Annotated in this window: 11 protein-coding genes and 2 pseudogenes; 3 read left to right on the top strand and 10 right to left on the bottom strand. The window is 70.7% G+C overall.

The annotated features are described in order from the left end of the window. Positions 1 to 18: 18 nt before the first annotated feature. Positions 19 to 741, bottom strand: a complete 723-nt coding sequence (locus RKD20_RS43125; protein ID WP_424882487.1) for a FadR/GntR family transcriptional regulator — start codon at positions 739 to 741, stop codon at positions 19 to 21. 667 nt (positions 742 to 1,408) lie between these two features. Here RKD20_RS43125 and RKD20_RS43120 point away from each other — a divergent pair. Then, the gene (locus RKD20_RS43120; RefSeq protein WP_424882486.1) at positions 1,409 to 3,868 is read left to right on the top strand and encodes a SpoIIE family protein phosphatase; all 2,460 of its coding nucleotides are present in this window, start codon (positions 1,409 to 1,411) and stop codon (positions 3,866 to 3,868) included. A 60-nt stretch (positions 3,869 to 3,928) separates the two neighbouring features. Here RKD20_RS43120 and RKD20_RS43115 read toward each other — a convergent pair. The 3 genes and pseudogenes from RKD20_RS43115 to RKD20_RS43105 form a co-directional block, all read right to left on the bottom strand. Continuing rightward, positions 3,929 to 5,157, bottom strand: a pseudogene (locus RKD20_RS43115) (cellulose binding domain-containing protein). A gap of 56 nt (positions 5,158 to 5,213) precedes the next feature. Then, complete coding sequence (locus RKD20_RS43110; RefSeq protein WP_424882485.1) at positions 5,214 to 6,650, bottom strand: glycoside hydrolase family 43 protein; 1,437 nt, start codon at positions 6,648 to 6,650, stop codon at positions 5,214 to 5,216. A 58-nt stretch (positions 6,651 to 6,708) separates the two neighbouring features. After that, on the bottom strand, positions 6,709 to 8,355 hold the full coding sequence (locus RKD20_RS43105; RefSeq protein WP_424882484.1) for a glycoside hydrolase family 27 protein: 1,647 nt from the start codon (positions 8,353 to 8,355) through the stop codon (positions 6,709 to 6,711). Between the two features lie 359 nt (positions 8,356 to 8,714). On the opposite strand from RKD20_RS43105, the gene RKD20_RS43100 reads away from it, so the two are divergent. Both RKD20_RS43100 and RKD20_RS43095 read left to right on the top strand, forming a co-directional pair. Next, positions 8,715 to 10,316 (top strand): glycoside hydrolase 43 family protein, encoded by a 1,602-nt coding sequence (locus RKD20_RS43100; RefSeq protein WP_424882483.1) that lies wholly within the window; start codon positions 8,715 to 8,717, stop codon positions 10,314 to 10,316. A gap of 53 nt (positions 10,317 to 10,369) precedes the next feature. Continuing rightward, a pseudogene (locus tag RKD20_RS43095) lies at positions 10,370 to 11,395 on the top strand (endo-1,4-beta-xylanase); the annotation flags it as partial. 57 nt (positions 11,396 to 11,452) lie between these two features. Here the strand turns inward: RKD20_RS43095 and RKD20_RS43090 are convergent. From RKD20_RS43090 to RKD20_RS43065, 6 genes are all read right to left on the bottom strand, one after another. Then, the gene (locus tag RKD20_RS43090) at positions 11,453 to 12,145 is read right to left on the bottom strand and encodes a haloacid dehalogenase type II (protein WP_424882482.1); all 693 of its coding nucleotides are present in this window, start codon (positions 12,143 to 12,145) and stop codon (positions 11,453 to 11,455) included. A 107-nt stretch (positions 12,146 to 12,252) separates the two neighbouring features. Beyond that, positions 12,253 to 13,251, bottom strand: coding sequence for a type I glyceraldehyde-3-phosphate dehydrogenase (gene gap / locus RKD20_RS43085; protein WP_020117327.1), 999 nt, complete (start codon positions 13,249 to 13,251; stop codon positions 12,253 to 12,255). Positions 13,252 to 13,379: 128 nt separating this feature from the next. Beyond that, complete coding sequence (locus RKD20_RS43080; RefSeq protein ID WP_424882481.1) at positions 13,380 to 14,336, bottom strand: GlxA family transcriptional regulator; 957 nt, start codon at positions 14,334 to 14,336, stop codon at positions 13,380 to 13,382. Between the two features lie 20 nt (positions 14,337 to 14,356). After that, complete coding sequence (locus tag RKD20_RS43075) at positions 14,357 to 14,785, bottom strand: OsmC family protein (protein ID WP_424882480.1); 429 nt, start codon at positions 14,783 to 14,785, stop codon at positions 14,357 to 14,359. A gap of 38 nt (positions 14,786 to 14,823) precedes the next feature. Continuing rightward, the gene (locus tag RKD20_RS43070; RefSeq protein WP_424882479.1) at positions 14,824 to 15,795 is read right to left on the bottom strand and encodes a phosphotransferase enzyme family protein; all 972 of its coding nucleotides are present in this window, start codon (positions 15,793 to 15,795) and stop codon (positions 14,824 to 14,826) included. Between the two features lie 35 nt (positions 15,796 to 15,830). Further along, positions 15,831 to 17,498, bottom strand: a complete 1,668-nt coding sequence (locus RKD20_RS43065) for a hypothetical protein (protein ID WP_424882478.1) — start codon at positions 17,496 to 17,498, stop codon at positions 15,831 to 15,833. Positions 17,499 to 17,650 lie beyond the last annotated feature (152 nt).

Here is a 17,650-nt window from a genome sequence, read left to right as displayed (position 1 = left end):
CGGGTGAGCGTCCGCTCGTCACTTGTGCGCTGTCGTCTCGACGGGAAGGGGTTCGCCTGAGCGCAGGTGCTCCCTCAGCCACTGCTCGGTGTTGCTCACATGCAGCAGCGCGGCGGCCTGGCTGAGGGCGGAGTCCCGAGTGGAGAGCGCCCTGAAGATCGCCTCGTGCTCGGCGAGGGTGCGGCCCGCGGCCTTGTCGTCGATCAGACCGCGCCAGATGCGGGCGCGCAGGGTGCGCCCGGAGATCCCTTCCAGGAGGGTGAGGAGGGTCTCGTTGCCCGTGGCCGAGACGACGGCGCGGTGGAAGGCGGCGTCGTGGGCGTTGAGCTGTGCGACGTCATCGCGGGCCTCGCGCATGGCGTCCAAGTGCCGCTTCACCTCGGCCAGTTGAGCGTCGGAGATCCGAGTGGCGGCAAGGGCCGTGGCCATCGGTTCGAGCAGCCGCCGTACCTCCATGAGGTCCTGCAGCGCGACCGAGTCGCCCTGCAGCAGTTCCACCGCACCGCCGAGCCCCTCCAGCAGCAGACTCGGCTGCAGGCTGGTCACATAGGTGCCGTCGCCCCGCCGGACCTCCAGGACCCGGGCGACGGCCAACGCCTTCACGGCCTCCCGGGCGAGGTTGCGGGACAGGCCCAGCTGGGCGGCCAGCTCCGGCTCCGGCGGGAGCTTCGAGCCCGGCGGCAGCGCACCGGACCGGATCAGCTCACGGATGTCCTCGATGGCCTTGTCCGTCAGAGACACCGCTCATCACTCCCCCCACCGTGCGCCGCGGGCGCGTCCGGCCTGATCAGAGCCCGAGTACGGAGAGCACCCCGGAGGCCGAGGGGAGTCTGCCGATCATGGTGTTCCACGTTCCGTCCGACCTGTTCGGGGTTCGCACGCCTGGGGCGACGTTGATGATACTGGGACGCGTCCGCGGCCCCGCAGGGTGGCGTGGAGAGGGCGCTCGGAGGGGCTGGACCATGGTGCGGTGTCGTCGGCGACACGTACCTCCGGGACAAGGGTGACGGCGCGCCGGTCAGCGGCTGACGCGGACATCCGAAGTCCGGTGACGAAGCCCGTTTCGGCGGTGAGCGCGTCCGCCACTTCGGACACGGCGACTTCGTCCAGAAGCTGCGCACCCGCTACGGGGCCGGCACGACCATCGTCGCGGTGGGCGCCGGCCAGTACGCCGGCCATGTCCAGCAGGTGGTCAGGGCGCGCAACGACCGCCTCATCGCCGACCGGCTCACCTCGTTCGTCGCCGGGCTACCGGCGGGCTGGTGAGGAGTGCAGGCACCTGGTGGGGCCCGGGACCGGGACGCACCGGCCGAGACGCCGTCCACCGGAAGCGGCTCTAGGCTGGAATCAGCCGCTGGAAACCAGCCCTGAGGTGATGGGCACGGCTGTCCGGACGGAGGAGTCGCGGATGGACATGGCCGACAAGAAGGATGCCCCCGCTGCCGCGCTCGTGGTGGGTCCGGACGGCCTGGTGAGCGGCTGGAGCGAGAGCGGACGTCTGCTGCTGGGCTGGACGGCTGAGGACGCGGTCGGTCGCCACCTGACCGACCTGCTGGCCGTTCCCCCACCACCGGGCTTTCCCGACAGCTTCGGCACCGGTCCGGATCACACGAGTCCCGTTTCCCTGCGTCACCGGGACGGCTCCACGGTGGACGCCATCGTGACGGCTCACCCATTGGGCGGCCCGGAGGGCAGGGCGCTGGGCCATGTGGTGACCGTCCAGCGCTGGGAACGTCGCCCGGTGATCGCCGACTGGGCCTTCGAGCAGTCCCCCTTCGCTCTGGGCGTCTACGACCCTGAGCTGCGGTTCCTGTGGATCAACGCCTCCTCGGGCCGGGTGATCGCGCACTCCGAGGAACAGGTGCTCGGCAGGAAGTACCGCGAGCTGTTTCCCGAATTCGATCGCTCGATGTTTCCCGAGAGGGACGACAAGCCGTACACCGACGCGCTCGCACAGGTGGCGAGGACGGGCGAGCCCACGCGGCTGATCACCGTCTTCCAGCCGCGCGGCAGCGACTACGCCAACGCCTGGGCGACCAGCATCTGGCCCGTACGGGATGCCGAGGGCCGGCTCCGCGCGGTCGCCAACTGGGGATTCGACATGAGCGCCGAGTACTGGGCTCGGCAACGCCTGCTCATCCTCAACCAGGCCAGCGGTGGCATCGGCCGGACACTCGACGTGGTCGGCACCGCCCAGGAACTGGCCAGGACCTCGGTGCCGGGATTCACCGACCTCGTCACCGTGGATCTCTTCGACGAGGTGCTGCGCGGGGAGGAACCGCCCTCCCCTGCCACGTTCGCTCCCGGCGACACCCTCACGCTCAGCCGTGCCGCCCGGCACAGTGCGCAGGAGGACACCGACCTGCCTGCCGGGACGGCGATGCCGGTCCGCCATGCTCGCGACTCCGCCGCCGCCCGCTGCCTGACCACCGGCCGCTCCACGGTCCAGCTCGCCGCCGAACCCAGCCAGGGCGGCGAATGGGCCTTCGGACCCGGGCTCGCCGCCGACCCGGCCCACTGGCCGCCGGGAAACCCGTTGATCGACGGGTCCATCGCCGCGGACGGGCTGACCGGCCGGATCACCGTGCCCCTCCGGGCCCGCGGCGCGCTGCTCGGCGTCGTCGCGTTCTCCCGCACCGACCGGCCCGAGGCCTTCACCGCCGACGACCTGATCCTCGCCGAAGAGCTGACCGCCAAGGCGGCCATCGCGATCGACAACGCCCGCCGGTACTCACGCGAGCGTGCGACGGCACTGACCCTGCAACGTAGCCTGCTGCCGCAGCGACTGCCGAGCCAGGAGGCCCTCGAGGTGGCGTCCGGCTATCTGCCCACCGGGACCGACGCGGAGGTGGGCGGTGACTGGTTCGACGTCATTCCGCTCTCCGGGGCCCGGGTCGGCCTGGTCGTCGGCGATGTGGTCGGCCACGGGCTGCACGCCTCGGCCAGCATGGGCCGGCTGCGCACGGCAGTCCGCACGCTGGCCGACGTGGACCTGCCGCCGGACGAGCTGCTCACCCACCTGGACGACCTGGTCCTCCACCTTGCCAGCGACCTCCAGCCCGCCGGCCCCTTCCAGCCGACCGGCGAGTTCGGGGCCACCTGCCTGTACACCGTCTACGACCCGGTCTCCCGCCGCTTCACGCTGGCGAGCGCCGGCCATCCGCTGCCGCTGGTCATCGCCCCGGACGGCACCCAAACCCCGGTGCACGCACAGCCGGGACCACCGCTCGGCGTCGGTGGGCTGCCTTTCGAGGCAACGGAGATCGAGGTGGCCGAGGGCAGCCTGCTCGCCCTCTACACCGACGGGCTGGTGGAAAGCCGCGAGCGCGACGTCAACCAGGGGGTCACCGAACTGCTGCGGGTCCTGAAACGATCCGCCACCTCGCTGGAGGACCTGTGCGACACGGTGATGAACGCACTGCTCCCCGAACGCCGCACCGACGACGCCGCCCTGCTGCTCGCTCGCACTCACGCCCTGGATCCCCAGCACGTCGCCGACTGGGACGTCGAGCCCGACCCCGCGCAGGTGCCGCGCGCCAGGAAGTTCGCCCTCGACCAACTGGACGCCTGGGGCCTGGACGAGGCCTCCTTCGTCACCGAGCTGGTGGTCAGCGAGCTGGTCACCAACGCCATCAGATACGGCGCGCCTCCGATCAAGCTGCGGCTGATCCGTGACACCTCCCTGATCTGCGAGGTCTCCGACGCCAGCAACACCGCCCCGCACCTGCGCCGGGCGCGCGCCTTCGACGAGGGCGGCCGGGGCCTGCTCCTCGTCGCCCAGCTCACCCAGGGATGGGGCACCCGGCACACCACCTACGGAAAAACGATCTGGTGCGCGCAGGCCCTCCCCGATCCCGAGCCGCGATGAGACCGGGAAAGCCGCACGCCACTTGAACCGGGGGCGCCCCGACCCGCATGATCCCTTCGGTCAACTCCCCTCAACGGCACAGGCGGTGCCGTTGAGGGTGTAGGAGGTGGGCGCGGCCGTGTCGCCCCCGTGTGGGTGGCCTGGAAGCCGATGCCCACGGAGGCGCCCGGGGCGATGGTGGCGTTGTGGGAGAGGTTGGTGGCCGTCACCTGACCGGAGGTGGGCGAGTAGGCCGCGTTCCAGCCGGACGTGATGGCCTGGCCGCCGGGCAGGGCGAAGACCAGGGACCAGCCGTCGATCGCGGTGGTGCCGGTGTTGGTGATGGTGATGTTGGAGGTCAGACCGCTGTTCCACGCGCTGACGGTGTCGGTGACCCGGCAGGTGGCGGTCCCCGGTGACGGGTCGGAGCCCTGGAACTGCGTGAAGAACTTCCACACCTCTCCCGGCAGCCAGGTCCTGCCGCTGTCACCGGGCGCCCCGTCCTGCGGAGCGGCGATGTGCCCTTCGTCGAACGCGGCCCAGGCGACCGGATGGCCGGCCGAGCAGCCCGAGTAGGTGGTGACCCGGTGCGTCAGGCTGCCCTGCGCGGGCTCGGGCGGGTTCTGGGGGGTGCAGCCGTTGTTCCTGACGAACCTGTCCCGCATCGCCCGTCCGCCGGAGATGGCGAGGACGTTGTCCCGGAGGCCGTGCACACCGAGGTAGGCGATGGGCTGCGTTCCGCCGCTGCATCCGCTCAGCTGCCCGCCGCTCTGGACCGCGACCGCGCGGAAGACCGTCGCGCGGGAACAGGCGAGGGCGTACGACATGGCGGCGCCGTAGCTGAATCCCAGAGCGAAGCGCTGGGTCGTGTCGACGCACAGGTCCGCCTCGATCCGCCGGATCATGTCGTCGACGAACGCGACGTCCTCCCCGCCGGAGTTGGCCCAGCCGTTGTCGAGGCCTTGGGGAGCCACGAAGATGGCGCTGTTGTTCGCCAGCCGCTGGAGCCCGTAGTAGGCCCAGGTGCCCGTCTCCACGGTGCGGCCCGTGGAGACGTCCGTGGAGGTGCCGCCCCACCAGTGGAACCCGAGGACCAGCCGGTAGCCGCGGTCGCGGTCGTAGCCGTCCGGGACCCGCAGGATGAAGCTCCGGTTCTTGCCGCCGCTCTGGATCGTGTACGTACCGCTCGTCAGGCCGGGTGCCTTGCCGCAGCCGGGGCTCGCGGCAGCGGTGCCGGAGGCCATGAGCGGGGTGTTCTGGCCCTGGCCGCGGCCCACTGCCGTGCCGCCCATGCTCAGCACGACAAGCACCGCGATCAGGGCGGGCCATAAGACGGATCGTGTCCTTGCCATCGTGCAACTCCCCTTCATGGCTGGTGGGTCGGGGCCGCGGTGGCGCCGGGAGTGAACTGCCACCAGTTCATGTTGAGCAGGTAGCCACTGCCGCCGGTGAATCGCAGGTAGAGGTCCTGGGTTCCGGTCGCGCCGCCGACCGGGCAGGTGACCGTCGTCCAGGTCTGCCAGCCCCCGGTGTTCGGCACACCGCACCGGCCCACGACGGTTCCGCTCGGGGAGCCGAGGCGCAGTTCGACAGTGCCGCCACCGCTGCCGGAGGCCACGCGCGCGGTGAAGGAGGACGCGCCTGTCCCGAAGGCCACGCCCTTGACCTTGATGTAGTCGCCGTTGTCGATCCAGCCGACGTTCATTCCGCCCTCGCCGGCCGGCTCGGTCTCGATCCCGGAACCCCAGGCGATCGTCTCGGCCTCCTGGCGCACGTACGGATTGAGCGTGCCGGCCTGGGGGGCGCCCGTGTTCGTCATGTTGATCGTCGGGATGGTGCCGTCGGCGTTGTAGGAGAACCTCTCCACCGCGACCGAGCGGGTGAAGCCACCGCCGCCCGGGAGCGCGCCGTTGTGGTAGAAGAAGTACGAACTGCCCTTGAAGTCCACGATCCCGGGGTGGTTGGTGAAGCTGCTGCCCTGGGTGGGCATGACCGTCCCGCGGTAGGTCCAGGGCCCGGTGGGGCCGGGTGCCGTGGAGTAGGCGATGAACTCCGAGCAGCACTTGGCCGCGAACACCAGGTAGTACAGGCCGTTCCGCTTGTAGACCCAGGGGCCCTCCTCGTACAGCGTGGGGCGGTTGGGGTCACCGGTGCGGGTGCCGAACCCCGCGGTGGTGAGCGGGATCCTGGTGGGGCTGCCCGAGTAGGAGGTCATGTCGGCGTTCAGCCTGACGTACGTCAGGTTCGGGTTGCCCCAGTACAGGTAGGCCTGGCCGTCGTCGTCGATGAAGACGGTCGGGTCGATCTCGCCGTTCTCGACCAGCGGACGGCCGAGGGCGTCCCGGAACGGGCCGGTGGGGCTGTCCGACACCGCCACGCCGATGGCCATCCGGCCGGTCGCCTTGTTCTTCACCGGCACGTACCAGTAGAACCGGCCGTTGCGCTCGACGGTCTGCCCCGCCCACGCGTCGGAAGATGCCCAGCTGAAGGTGGTCAGGCTGAGCGGGGAGCCGTGGTCGGTCCAGTTGACCATGTCGGCGGTGGACCAGACCCGCCAGTCCTTCATGGTGAAGTAGGTGGAGCCGTCCTCGTCGTGCCCGGTGTAGAGGTAGACCCGGCCGTCATGGACCAGCGGGGCCGGGTCGGCGGTGTAGACGTGCTGGACGATGGGGTTGTCGGCCCGGGCCGCGGTGGGCTGCACCGCGGCGGGGACGACGGCGAACACCAGCAGCAGGCCCACCACCCAGGCTGCTGCCCGGGTGAGCCTCGTACCGGTGGGGGGCAACGGTCGAGCCGTCATCATCGTGGCCTCCGGGGGTCGCCGGCTGGTGGGTGGGCTGCCGGCCAGTGCTCTGGGCCCCTCACGTGCGGGTCCACTTCTGGTTGGCCTGGCCGTTGCAGGTCCACAGGACCAGCGGGGTTCCGTTGGCGGTGGCGGCCCCGTTGACGTCGAGGCACAGCCCGGCCCGGACGTTGCGGATCGAACCGTCGGAGCCGACGGTCCACTTCTGGTTGTCCTGGCCGTTGCAGGGCCAGGTGATGACCCGGGTGCCGTTGGTGGTGCCCTGGTTGTAGGCGTCCAGGCACTTGTCGCCGTAGACGCGGATCTCCCCGCCCGCCCAAGTGGTCCACAGCTGGTTGGCGGCCGTGTGGCAGTCCCAGATCAGTGCCGTGGCCCCGGCGGCGGTGGAGGCGTTGTCCACGTCCAGGCAGCGGCCGGAGGCGCTGCCGCGCAGTCGTGAGGTGGTGGCGGCCAGCGGGCTGCCACCGCTCACCCGGAACACGGCCACGCCGTGCGCGGGGACGCTCGCCGAGATCTGCCCGGACGTACTCGACGTGCCGCCGGTCCACAGGTCGGTGAGGGTGAACGGCCCGCCGGACAGGCCGACTTGCGCGGCCGTGGCGGTGACCGTCGCGGTGCCGCCGCCCCGGTTGAACAGGCCCACCGCGACCGAGCCGTCGGACAGCGGCTTGGCGAACACCTCGGTGTCGCCGTCGTCGCGCACCCTGCGCCCGCCGGCGCCCAGCGCATCCTGGTTCACGGCCAGCAGGCGGGGGTTGCGCAGGATCGCGCTCACGTCGGCGGACATGGTGCGGATGTCGTTTCCGGCCATGAGCGGCGCGCTCAGCAGGGCCCACAGCGCGAAGTGGGAGCGGGACTCGGTCAGCGACAGGCCGGGGCGGCCGACGACCAGCATGTCGGGGTCGTTCCAGTGCCCCGGGCCCGACTGCGCCGCCAGCGGCGCGGTGATGTCCAGGACGTTGCCCACGCCCATCGGATAGCTGTTGGTGTTGCCGTTCTGCCAGATGTCGAGCAGGTCCTCGGTGGTCCGCCACAGGTCGGCGACCTCGCCCCAGTTGTAGGTGGCGCCGGTGATGGCGTGGAAGCTGTTGGGGTTGATGCTGTAGACGATCGGCCGCCCGGTGGCACGCAGGGCGTCACGCATCAGCGTGAAGCGCGCGACCTGTTCGTCGCGGGTACCGCTCGACGAACACCAGTCGTACTTGAGGTAGTCGACGCCCCACGAGGCGAACGTGGCGGCGTCCTGCGTCTCGTGCCCCCTGCTGCCCGTCGAGCCCGGATAGGCACCGCTGGTCTGCGCGCAGGTGCGGTCGCCCGGCACCTGGTAGATGCCGAACTTCAGACCCTTGCCGTGGATGTAGTCCCCGAGGGCCTTCATCCCGCCCGGGAACTTGGTCGGACTGGCCCGCAGGTTGCCCGCCCCGTCACGCTGCGGGTCGAACCAGCAGTCGTCGACCACGACGTACCGGTACCCGGCGTCCCGCATGCCCGAGGACACCATCGCGTCGGCGGCCTGCCGGACCTGCGCCTCGGTGACCCCGCACCCGAAGCTGTTCCAGCTGTTCCAGCCCAGCGGTGGAGTGAGTGCCGGGCTGCCCGGCGCGGCCGTGGCGGGGGTCTGGACCGCGGCCGTGACGGACGCGGCGACCGTCAGGACGGCGGACGCGAAGACACGGAGCAGTCGTCTGCCTGTTCGTCTGGACACGGGGGCTCCTTTCAGGGCGCCGCCAGACAGTGGATGACTGGAGTACGCCTGTCGGCTCATAGCAGGTGCATGACATTCACTGTCGTTCGAAATTTCGATCTCTTTCCGGACGTCGCCGCCACGGATACTAGGGAGGCTGACGGGGTTGTCAACCACACCGGTCATGCCAAATTCTCCTCGACGCGGCTCCGCCAGGTTCGGAAAAGGCGAAACATTTCGGTGTCCTCCACGAATCATGCGAGACATATTGACGGGAGCTCTCCACCCCCTACCATCCAGGGTGTCCCCCGGCCGACTAACGTTCGCAATTTCGAACAGGGGTTGGATTTGGAATGGATATGTCATGCTCTCGTCAACCCATGGACCGTCGCCGCGCCCTGGCCGCCGGCGCCGGCCTGGTCACCGGCGCCCTCCTGCCTCTGACCGGAGCCCCCCGGACCGCAGCGGCCGCCGAAGCCGCCGCGACGTACACGAACCCGGTCATCTGGCAGGACTTCGCGGACATCGACATCATCCGAGTCGGCGCCACCTACTACGCCTCGGCCTCGACGATGCACTACTCGCCCGGGGCGCCCGTCCTGCGCTCGTACGACCTGGTGAACTGGGAGATCGCCGGTCACTCGGTGCCCGTGCTCGACTTCGGCGCCAAGTACGACCTGAACGGGGCGCGCGGCTACGTCCGGGGCATCTGGGCCTCGTCGCTGGCCTACCGACCGAGCAACAGGACCTTCTACTGGCTCGGCCAGATCGACTTCGCCAGGACGTACGTCTACACCGCCACCGCCGCCGAGGGGCCCTGGAACCGACTCACGACGATCAGCACCCCGTACTACGACGCGGGACTGCTCGTCGACACCGACGACACGCTGTACGTGGCGTACGGCAACACCAACATCAGCGTGGCCCAGCTCTCGCCCGACGGACGCAGCCAGGTCCGTACGCAGCAGGTCTTCACCACACCGTCGAGCGTCGGCACCCTTGAGGGCTCCCGCTTCTACAAGATCAACGGGCAGTACTACATCTTCCTGACCCGCCCCGCGAACGGCCAGTACATCCTGAAGTCGTCGAGTGGCCCCTTCGGTCCCTACACCATGCGGCAGGTCCTCCTGGACCTGCGCGGGCCGATCCCCGGCGGGGGCGTCCCGCACCAGGGCGGACTGGTCCAGACCCAGGGCGGCGCCTGGTACTACATGGCCTTCGTCGACGCCTACCCGGGCGGCCGGATGCCCGCCCTGGCGCCGGTCACCTGGACCGCGGACGGCTGGCCGGTCGTCCAACTCGTGAACGGCGCCTGGGGCACGTCCTACCCCAGCCCGGCCGTGCCCACCCCGCCCCGCCAGGTCACCCCGATGACCGGCGTCGACACCTTCGACGGCACGAGCCTCAAGCCGAGGTGGGAGTGGAACCACAACCCGGACAACACCAAGTGGTCCGTGGACAACGGACTGACCCTGCGGACCGCGACCGTCACCAACGACCTGTACTGGGCCCGCAACACCCTCACCCACCGCATCCAGGGACCCACCTCCACCGCGACCGTCCAGCTCGACTTCTCGGCGATGCGGGACGGCGACCGGGCCGGACTCGCGCTGCTGCGCGACTCCTCCGCCTGGATCGGCGTCAGACGCGACGGCGGCGTGACCCGGGTGGCCATGGTCAACGGCCTGACCATGGACGGCAACTGGAGCACCACCGGTACCGGCACCGAGGCCGCGAGCGCACCCGTCTCCGGCGGCCGCCTCTGGCTGCGCGCGAGCGCGGACATCCGCCCAGGATCGGCACGTCCCGGCACCTTCTCCTACAGCACCGACGGCACGAACTTCACCCGCCTCGGCCCTTCCTTCTCGATGGGCAACGACTGGCGGTTCTTCATGGGCTACCGATTCGCCCTCTTCAACTACGCCACCCAGGCACTCGGCGGCTCGGTCCGCGTCCCGCGCTTCGAACTGTCGACGCCCTGATCCGGCCCTCTCGACCGCACCACCCAACCCCCCGCACACCATGGAGGACAACCATGAACCCGCTCACGCGGCTCGGCCGTCGCCGAGCCTCGGTGTTAACCCTGCTGGCCGTCGGCGCCCTGGTGACACCGGCGGCCGCGACCGCCGCATCCGCTGCACCCGACGCGGTCCGGGCCTCCACTCTGGGCGCCCAAGCGGCCCAGTCCGGACGGTACTTCGGCACCGCGGTGGCCTCCGGAAGGCTGGGCGACGGCACGTACACCGGGATCCTGGACCGCGAGTTCAACTCGGTCACCCCAGAGAACGAGATGAAGTGGGACACGACCGAGCGATCCCGCGGCTCGTTCAACTTCGGCCCCGCCGACCAGATCGTCAACCGCGCGGCCTCCCACGGTCAGCGCATGCGCGGCCACACCCTCGTGTGGCACAGCCAACTGCCCAGCTGGGTCGGCTCCATCAGGGACGCGAACACCCTGCGCAGCGTGATGAACAACCACATCACCCAGGTGATGAACCACTACAAGGGCCGGATCTACGCCTGGGACGTGGTCAACGAGGCCTTCGCCGACGGAGGCAGCGGCCAGATGCGCAGCTCCGTCTTCCGGGACGTCCTGGGCACCGGCTTCATCGAAGAGGCCTTCCGCACCGCGCGCTCCGCAGACCCGGCGGCCAAGCTCTGCTACAACGACTACAGCATCGAGAACTGGAGCGACGCCAAGACCCAGGGCGTCTACCGCATGGTCCGCGACTTCAAGTCCCGGGGCGTGCCCATCGACTGCGTCGGCTTCCAGTCCCACTTCGGCGCCGGCGGCCCGCCGTCGAGCTTCCAGACGACGCTGTCGAACTTCGCCGCGCTCGGCGTGGACGTCCAGATCACCGAGCTCGACATCGCGCAGGCGTCCTCAGCCGCGTACGCGAACACGGTGAGGGCCTGCATGAACGTGGCACGCTGCACCGGCATCACCGTCTGGGGCATCCGCGACAGCGACTCCTGGCGCAGCGGTGAGAACCCGCTGCTGTTCGACCGGAACGGTAACAAGAAGGCCGCCTACCAGTCGACGCTCACCGCGTTGGGCGGCGCCTGATCACGCCGAGGCCGGCCTCGGCAACGACCTGCCTGCCGACCGTGGCCCCCGTCAGGGCGCCGTCAGGGCGGTGACCAGTTCGGCCAGTCCACCGAATCGGCCGTCGAAGATGTCACGGCTCGTAGGCGGTTCCCCGACCGGCCGGTGGACGTAGGCGGTCCGCATGCCCGTCGCCTGGGCTCCGCGCAGGTCCCAGGCGTGGGCAGCCACCATGAGCACGCGGTCCGGCGCGCATCCGGCGGCGCCGAGGGCGAGTCGGTAGACCTCGGGCGCCGGCTTGTAGGCGCGGACGGTCTCCGCGGACAGGGCCTGGTGCCAGCGCAGTCCGGCATGGGCGTTGAGTCGTGGCAGAGCGGCGTGTGCCGCGTTGGAGAGCCCGAACACGGGGAACCACCGTGACAGCCGTTCGAGACCGGCGACGGAATCGTGCCACGGCGGCAGGCGCTGCCCCGCCGTGGCCAACCGAGCCACGGTCGAAGGATGCGTGCACCCGGCGCGGGCCGCGACCAGTTGCGCGGCCTCCGCGTCGAGAACCGAGCTGTTGACGTACGCGCGCTCCCCCTGGGCGATGCGGCGCCGCTCCCGCTCTCCGTGCCCCTGCCACAGAGCGAGCAGTTCGTCGACGCGCGCCTCGTCGGAGGCGGGCACCGCTTCGCGGATCCCCGCTCGGAGGCCGCCCGGTTCGTCGACAAGGGTGCCGAGGACATCGAGGACGACGACCTCGATGTCGCGGATCACGGCCATGCGGGCTTCCCTTCACGCCGCTGTCACCTACTCGACCGGTGATGATCCTGCCAGCCAGGATCATCACCGGTCAAGAGGGTCACGCGCGCGCTACAGGTCCGAGGGCCTCAGCCGTTGGCCAGGAGCTCCAGCGTGTCGATCACGCGGTTCGAGAAGCCCCACTCGTTGTCGTACCAGGCGACGACCTTCACATGGCGGCCCTCCACGCGGGTCAGGGCCGAATCGAAGATCGACGAGGCGGGGTTGCCCGTGATGTCCGAGGAGACGAGCGGGTCCTCCGAGTACTCAAGGACACCGGCCAGGGGCCCCTCGGCCGCCGTGCGGTACGCCGCCAGTACGTCCTCGCGGGTCACGTCACGGGAGACGGTCGTGTTCAGCTCGACGATGGAGCCGACCGGGACCGGGACGCGGATCGAGTCGCCGGACAGCTTGCCGTCCAGGTTGGGCAGCACGTGGCCGATCGCCTTGGCGGCGCCGGTCGTGGTCGGCACGATGTTGACGCCGGCGGCGCGGGCGCGACGGGCGTCGCGGTGCGGACCGTCCTGGAGGTTCTGCTCCTGCGTGTAGGCGTGCACGGTCGTCATGAAGCCGTGCTCGATGCCCGCGAGCTCGTCGAGCACCGAGGCGAGGGGCGCGAGCGCGTTGGTCGTGCACGAGGCGTTGGAGACGATCGTGTGCAGGTCCGGGTCGTAGGCGTCGGTGTTGACCCCGTACGCGAGCGTGACGTCGGCGCCGTCCGAGGGCGCGCTGACGAGGACCTTCTTCGCGCCCGCGTCGAGGTGGGCGCGAGCGGCCTTGGCCGAGGTGAACCGCCCCGTGGCCTCCAGCACGATGTCGACGCCGAGTTCGGCCCAGGGAAGCTGCGCCGGTTCGCGCTCGGCGAGCACGGTGATGCGACGGCCGTCGACGACCAGGGTATTCCCGTCGACGGTCACCGGACGGCCGAGTCGGCCGGCCGTGCTGTCGTAGGCGAGCAGCCTGGCGAGCGTGGCGGGCTCGGTGAGGTCGTTGACGGCGACGACCTCCAGCGCGCTGTCGCGTTCGAGGAGCGCGCGCAGCACATTGCGTCCGATACGGCCGAATCCGTTGATGGCGATGCGAGTCATGAATGGTGTCCCTTCCCTATGCCCACCAGGCTCGCGCGCGGCCTCCCCCGCTGACAGTGGCGCGATCGCCACGGTTCAAAAGGATCGCGCCAAGATCGGCACAGGTGCCACCTGGCCTGAGGGAGGGACTACTCGCCCCGGGTGAAGGTGCGCCGGTACTCGCTCGGCGTCGTCCCCAGGATCCGCTGGAAGTGCATCCGCAGATTCGAGCCGGTCCCGAGCCCGACGTCGGTGGCGATCTGCTCGACGCTCCGCTCGGAACGCTCCAGCAGCTCGCGGGCCATGTCGATGCGGGCGCGCATCACCCACTGCATCGGCGTGTATCCGGTCTCCTCGACGAAGCGGCGGGAGAACGTGCGCGGCGAGACCGCGGCCTGCCGCGCGAGGAGGTCGAGGGTGAGGGGTTCGTCGAGTCTGCGCAGGGCCCATTCCCGGGTGGCGGCGAAGCGCTCGCCGAGGGGCTCGGGCACGCTGCGCGGCACGTACTGCGCCTGACCGCCACTGCGGTAGGGGGCCGCGACCAGGCGCCGGGCGGCGTGGTTGGACGCGGCCACGCCGAGGTCGCCGCGCAGGACGTGCAGGCACAGGTCGATGCCGGAGGCGGCGCCGGCCGAGGTCAGCACGCTGCCCTCGTCGACGAACAGCACGTTCTCGTCGACCCGGACGAGAGGATGCTTCGCCGCGAGTGCCCTCGTGTAGTGCCAGTGGGTCGTGGCGCGCCGGCCGTCGAGGAGACCGGTCGCGGCCAGCGCGAAGGCGCCGGTCGAGATGGCGGCCAGCCGCGCGCCCCTGCCGTGGGCGGCGACCAGCGCTTCGACCACGGCCGGCGGCGGATCCTCCCGGTCCGGGAACCGGTAGCCCGGGATGAAGACGAGATCCGCCCAGGCGAGCGCCTCCAGACCGTGGGCGACGTGGTACGACAACCCGTCCCCACCGCTCACGAGCCCCGGTGCCGCACCGCACAGCCGTACCTCGTACGGCATGCTCGCGCGCGTGGTGAACACCTGCGCGGGGATGCCGACGTCCATGGGTTTCGCGCCTTCGAGCACGAGAACGGCGACACGGCGAAGGCGGGAGGCTGACACGGGGACAGGCTACGCAGAGCTCAGGCGTCCTCGACGGTCGCGGTGACCGGCGTGCCGATCTCGACCGTGCGGCTGACCGTGCACAGGCGGTCGTGGGAGGTCTTCACCGCCCGGGGCAGGATCGTGCGGGCCCGGTCCGCGCCCTCGCCGTCCGGGAAGGTGACGGTGAAGGTGACGGCGAGGTCGGTCAGTCGGTTGCCGAGTTCGTCGTTGACCTTGTTGCCGCTGACCTCGACGGAGAAGGAGTCGGGCTCGGCGTGGCGGGTGGTGGCGAGGTCGACGTCCACCGCCGTGCAGCCGCCGAGCGCGGCGAGCAGCAGTTCGACCGGGGTGAACTCGCCGTCGGAGCCGGTGCCGAAGCTGATGGTGCCGCCCCGGGCGTTGGTGGCGACGAAGTGGCCGGTGCCGGTGCGCTCGACGGTGACGGACCGCGCGGAGTTTTCGCTCATGCCGAGGACATTAGTGCCAGGTCAGCGAAGCTCGCAGATCACCACTCGTCCTTCAGCGCCTCCGTCAGCCGGGAGACGGCGGTCAGGTCGGGCAGGCCGCGCAGCTTGGCCACGGCCTCACGACTCCCGAACGCGCGCTGCTCGGCGGTCACCGTAGGATCGACCGCGCATTCGGCCTGTACGTAGACGTAGTTGAGGTCGGTCGCGAAGAGCATCGAGAAGGCGTCCACGCTCTTGACGGCCGCGCGGCCCCCGGCGTCCCGGTAGGCACGCACCAGGCGCCGTGCCGCATCGGCGTCGAAGCGGTTGCCGCCCGACCACACGTGGACGGCACGGGCCAGTTCGCGCTCGGCCGAGACGGGCCCGGCGTTGTCCCAGTCCAGCAGGACCGGTCCGTCCGGGCCGACCAGGACGTTCTGCGGACGCATGTCGAGATGGGAGGTCACCACGTCACCGGGAGACGACGGCGAGACATGCCGGGCCAGCTCTACGGCCGTCGCGGCCACGAACCGGCCCAGTTCGGCTGCCCAGGGCAGGCCGGCCCGCTCCACCTTGCCGAGCAGTGCGGCCCAGTCGGACTGCGGGTTGCACCGTTCGTACCAGCCGCTCGGAGTCCCGCTCGCACCCTGGCCCGCCTTGTGCAGGAGGGCGAGCGTACGGCCGCACCAGCTCAGGATCTCCGGGTCCGACGGGTCGGCCGGGGTGCCGTCGACCCAGTCGTACAGCTTCGCCCAGGAGCCCTCGGGGAGCCGTACGACATGGGCGCCGGTGCGGTCGGGCAGGAGACGGGGCGCGGAGACGCCCAGCGTCTCCGCCGCGTCGCGCAGTGCGGCCTCGGCGCGGACGTCCGGCTCGTTCTTCTCGAAGAGCAGCTCCTTCACCGCCCACGCGGTGCCGCTCCCGGACAGCTTCCAGATCTGTCCCAGGGCGCCGCGGGCGACGGGCGTCATCGTCCAGGTTCCCGCGCCGAGTTCATAGGCGTCCGCGATGAACGCGCCCGTGTTCCGCATACAACTCCCCGCTGCCGTAGGCCGGTTGACGAAGCCTATCCGCAGCAGTCCGGCGCGCCGGTGTCCAGTCGGCAGAAGCAGGACGCCTCGACCGGTACGTCTGCCAGCGCCAGGGCGATCCGCAGCTGCTGGGCGACGATCCGCGCCTCCCCTTCCTTCTTCCCGCGAATCAGGCACTCGTGGAGGCCGTGCAGCGCCCATACGTTGCCCGGGTGCTGGAGCGGACGCGGGAGGGTGTCGTCGAGACCGAGGTCGGCGCGGTAGACGGCCTCGGCCTCGGCGATACGGCCCTGTTCCAGCAGGAGGGCGCCGTAGGCGTGGCGGGTCGGCTGCATCCAGCCCCAGGGCTCGTCGTAGGGGAGGTTGTCGTCCAGCTCGACCGACCGTTCCAGCGCCGCGAAGGCGGTGTCGAACTCTCCCTTGCGATAAGCGAGTTCGCCGTCCAGCATCGCCGAGGCGATCGCCAGGACGTCGGCACACGTGTTGTTGAAGAGCATCCGGGTCTCAGGGACCCGGGCGACCGCCTCGTGGAACAGCGCGCGTTCGCCCTCGGCCTCGGTGATGCGGCCGAGCGCGGAGCAGGCGACCCCGCGGGCGTAGTGGAGCATCGCGGTCGTCACGCAGTACAGGCGCCGGTCGGTGGGCAACGGGAGGTCCAGGATCTCGGGCCAGCGGCCGAAGCGGATCAGGACGTGGACGCGCATCGCGAGGAAGGCCTCCAGCCAGTCGGCCATGGGCGGGCTCTCGACCCGCAGCAGGTCCTCAGGGATCGACTCCTCCAGCTGCGCGGCGGCCTCCTGGGCGGTCTCCGACTGGCCCAGGAACATCGCGCCGTAGATCTTGAAGTGGTGGTTGTGCGAGCGGTAGAGCGTGTAGAAGTTCATCGCTCCGGCCCGGGCCAGGGCCTTCTCGTCGGCGGCGATCGCGGCGCTGTTGTCCGCCACGACCCGCCGGTAGTCGCCGCACAGCACCTCCAGGTGCGAGGGCATGTGCAGGAGATGCCCGGCGTCCGGCACCAGGCCGCGCAGCCGGTCCGCGACGGGCAGGGCCACTTCGGGGGTGGGCGACATCTCCATGAGGTGGACGTACAGGTGCAGGACACCCGGGTGGGTGCGGCCGGTGGTGCCCGCCAGTGACCGTTCCAGCACGGCCCGGGCCTCGTGGGTGCGGGCGCCCGCGGCGGGCTCGCCGGTGCGCAGGTCCCACAGCTGCCAGGGCGTGAGGTTCATCAGCGCGTCCGCGTACAGCGCGGCCACGTCCGGGTCGTCCGGTGCGAGTCCGTGGACGGCGCGCATGCTGTCGGCGTACGGCACGTTCCACACCGCGCAGTCCTCGGCGGGCTTCGCCTGCGGGTAGCGGGAGCGCAGGGCGCCGATCAGGGCCCGCTCCACGACGGTGGCCCGGACGGCCGCCTTCTCGTTCGCCGTCTCGACCGCCGCATGGGTGCGTCGGACGGTCCGGGCCAGGTCCCGGTCGTCGAAGAACTCCCAGGGCTTGTTGTAGTTGGGGCCCAGCGCGTAGGCGATGCCCCAGTGGGCCATCGCGCAGTCCGGGTCGGCGGCGGCCGCCTTCTCGAAGCAGGCCACGGCCTCCTCGTGATGGAAGGCGTACGTCCACACCAGGCCGCGGTCGAACCAGAGTTGGGCCTCGGCGGAGTCGGTGGTGACGGGCCGGCCGTGGGGCCCGAGGTCGTAGTACTCCATACGCCGCTCCTCGTACCGCGCGCTGTGCTGTACGGGAGTCGATTCTGCCCGGAGAGGGGCCTTTCGGGCGCGTGCGCGGCGAGCTGTCCCCCGAACGAACGCAGGTGCCGGAGAGGGGACTCGTGAAGCCGTCAGTCCGCTCTCCGGCACCG

This window comes from Streptomyces sp. SLBN-8D4 (assembly GCF_049739545.1).
Classification (GTDB): Bacteria; Actinomycetota; Actinomycetes; order Streptomycetales; family Streptomycetaceae; genus Streptomyces; species Streptomyces canus_C.
Note: the sequence above shows the minus strand (reverse complement) of the source record. Positions and strands in the feature narration are given on the sequence as shown.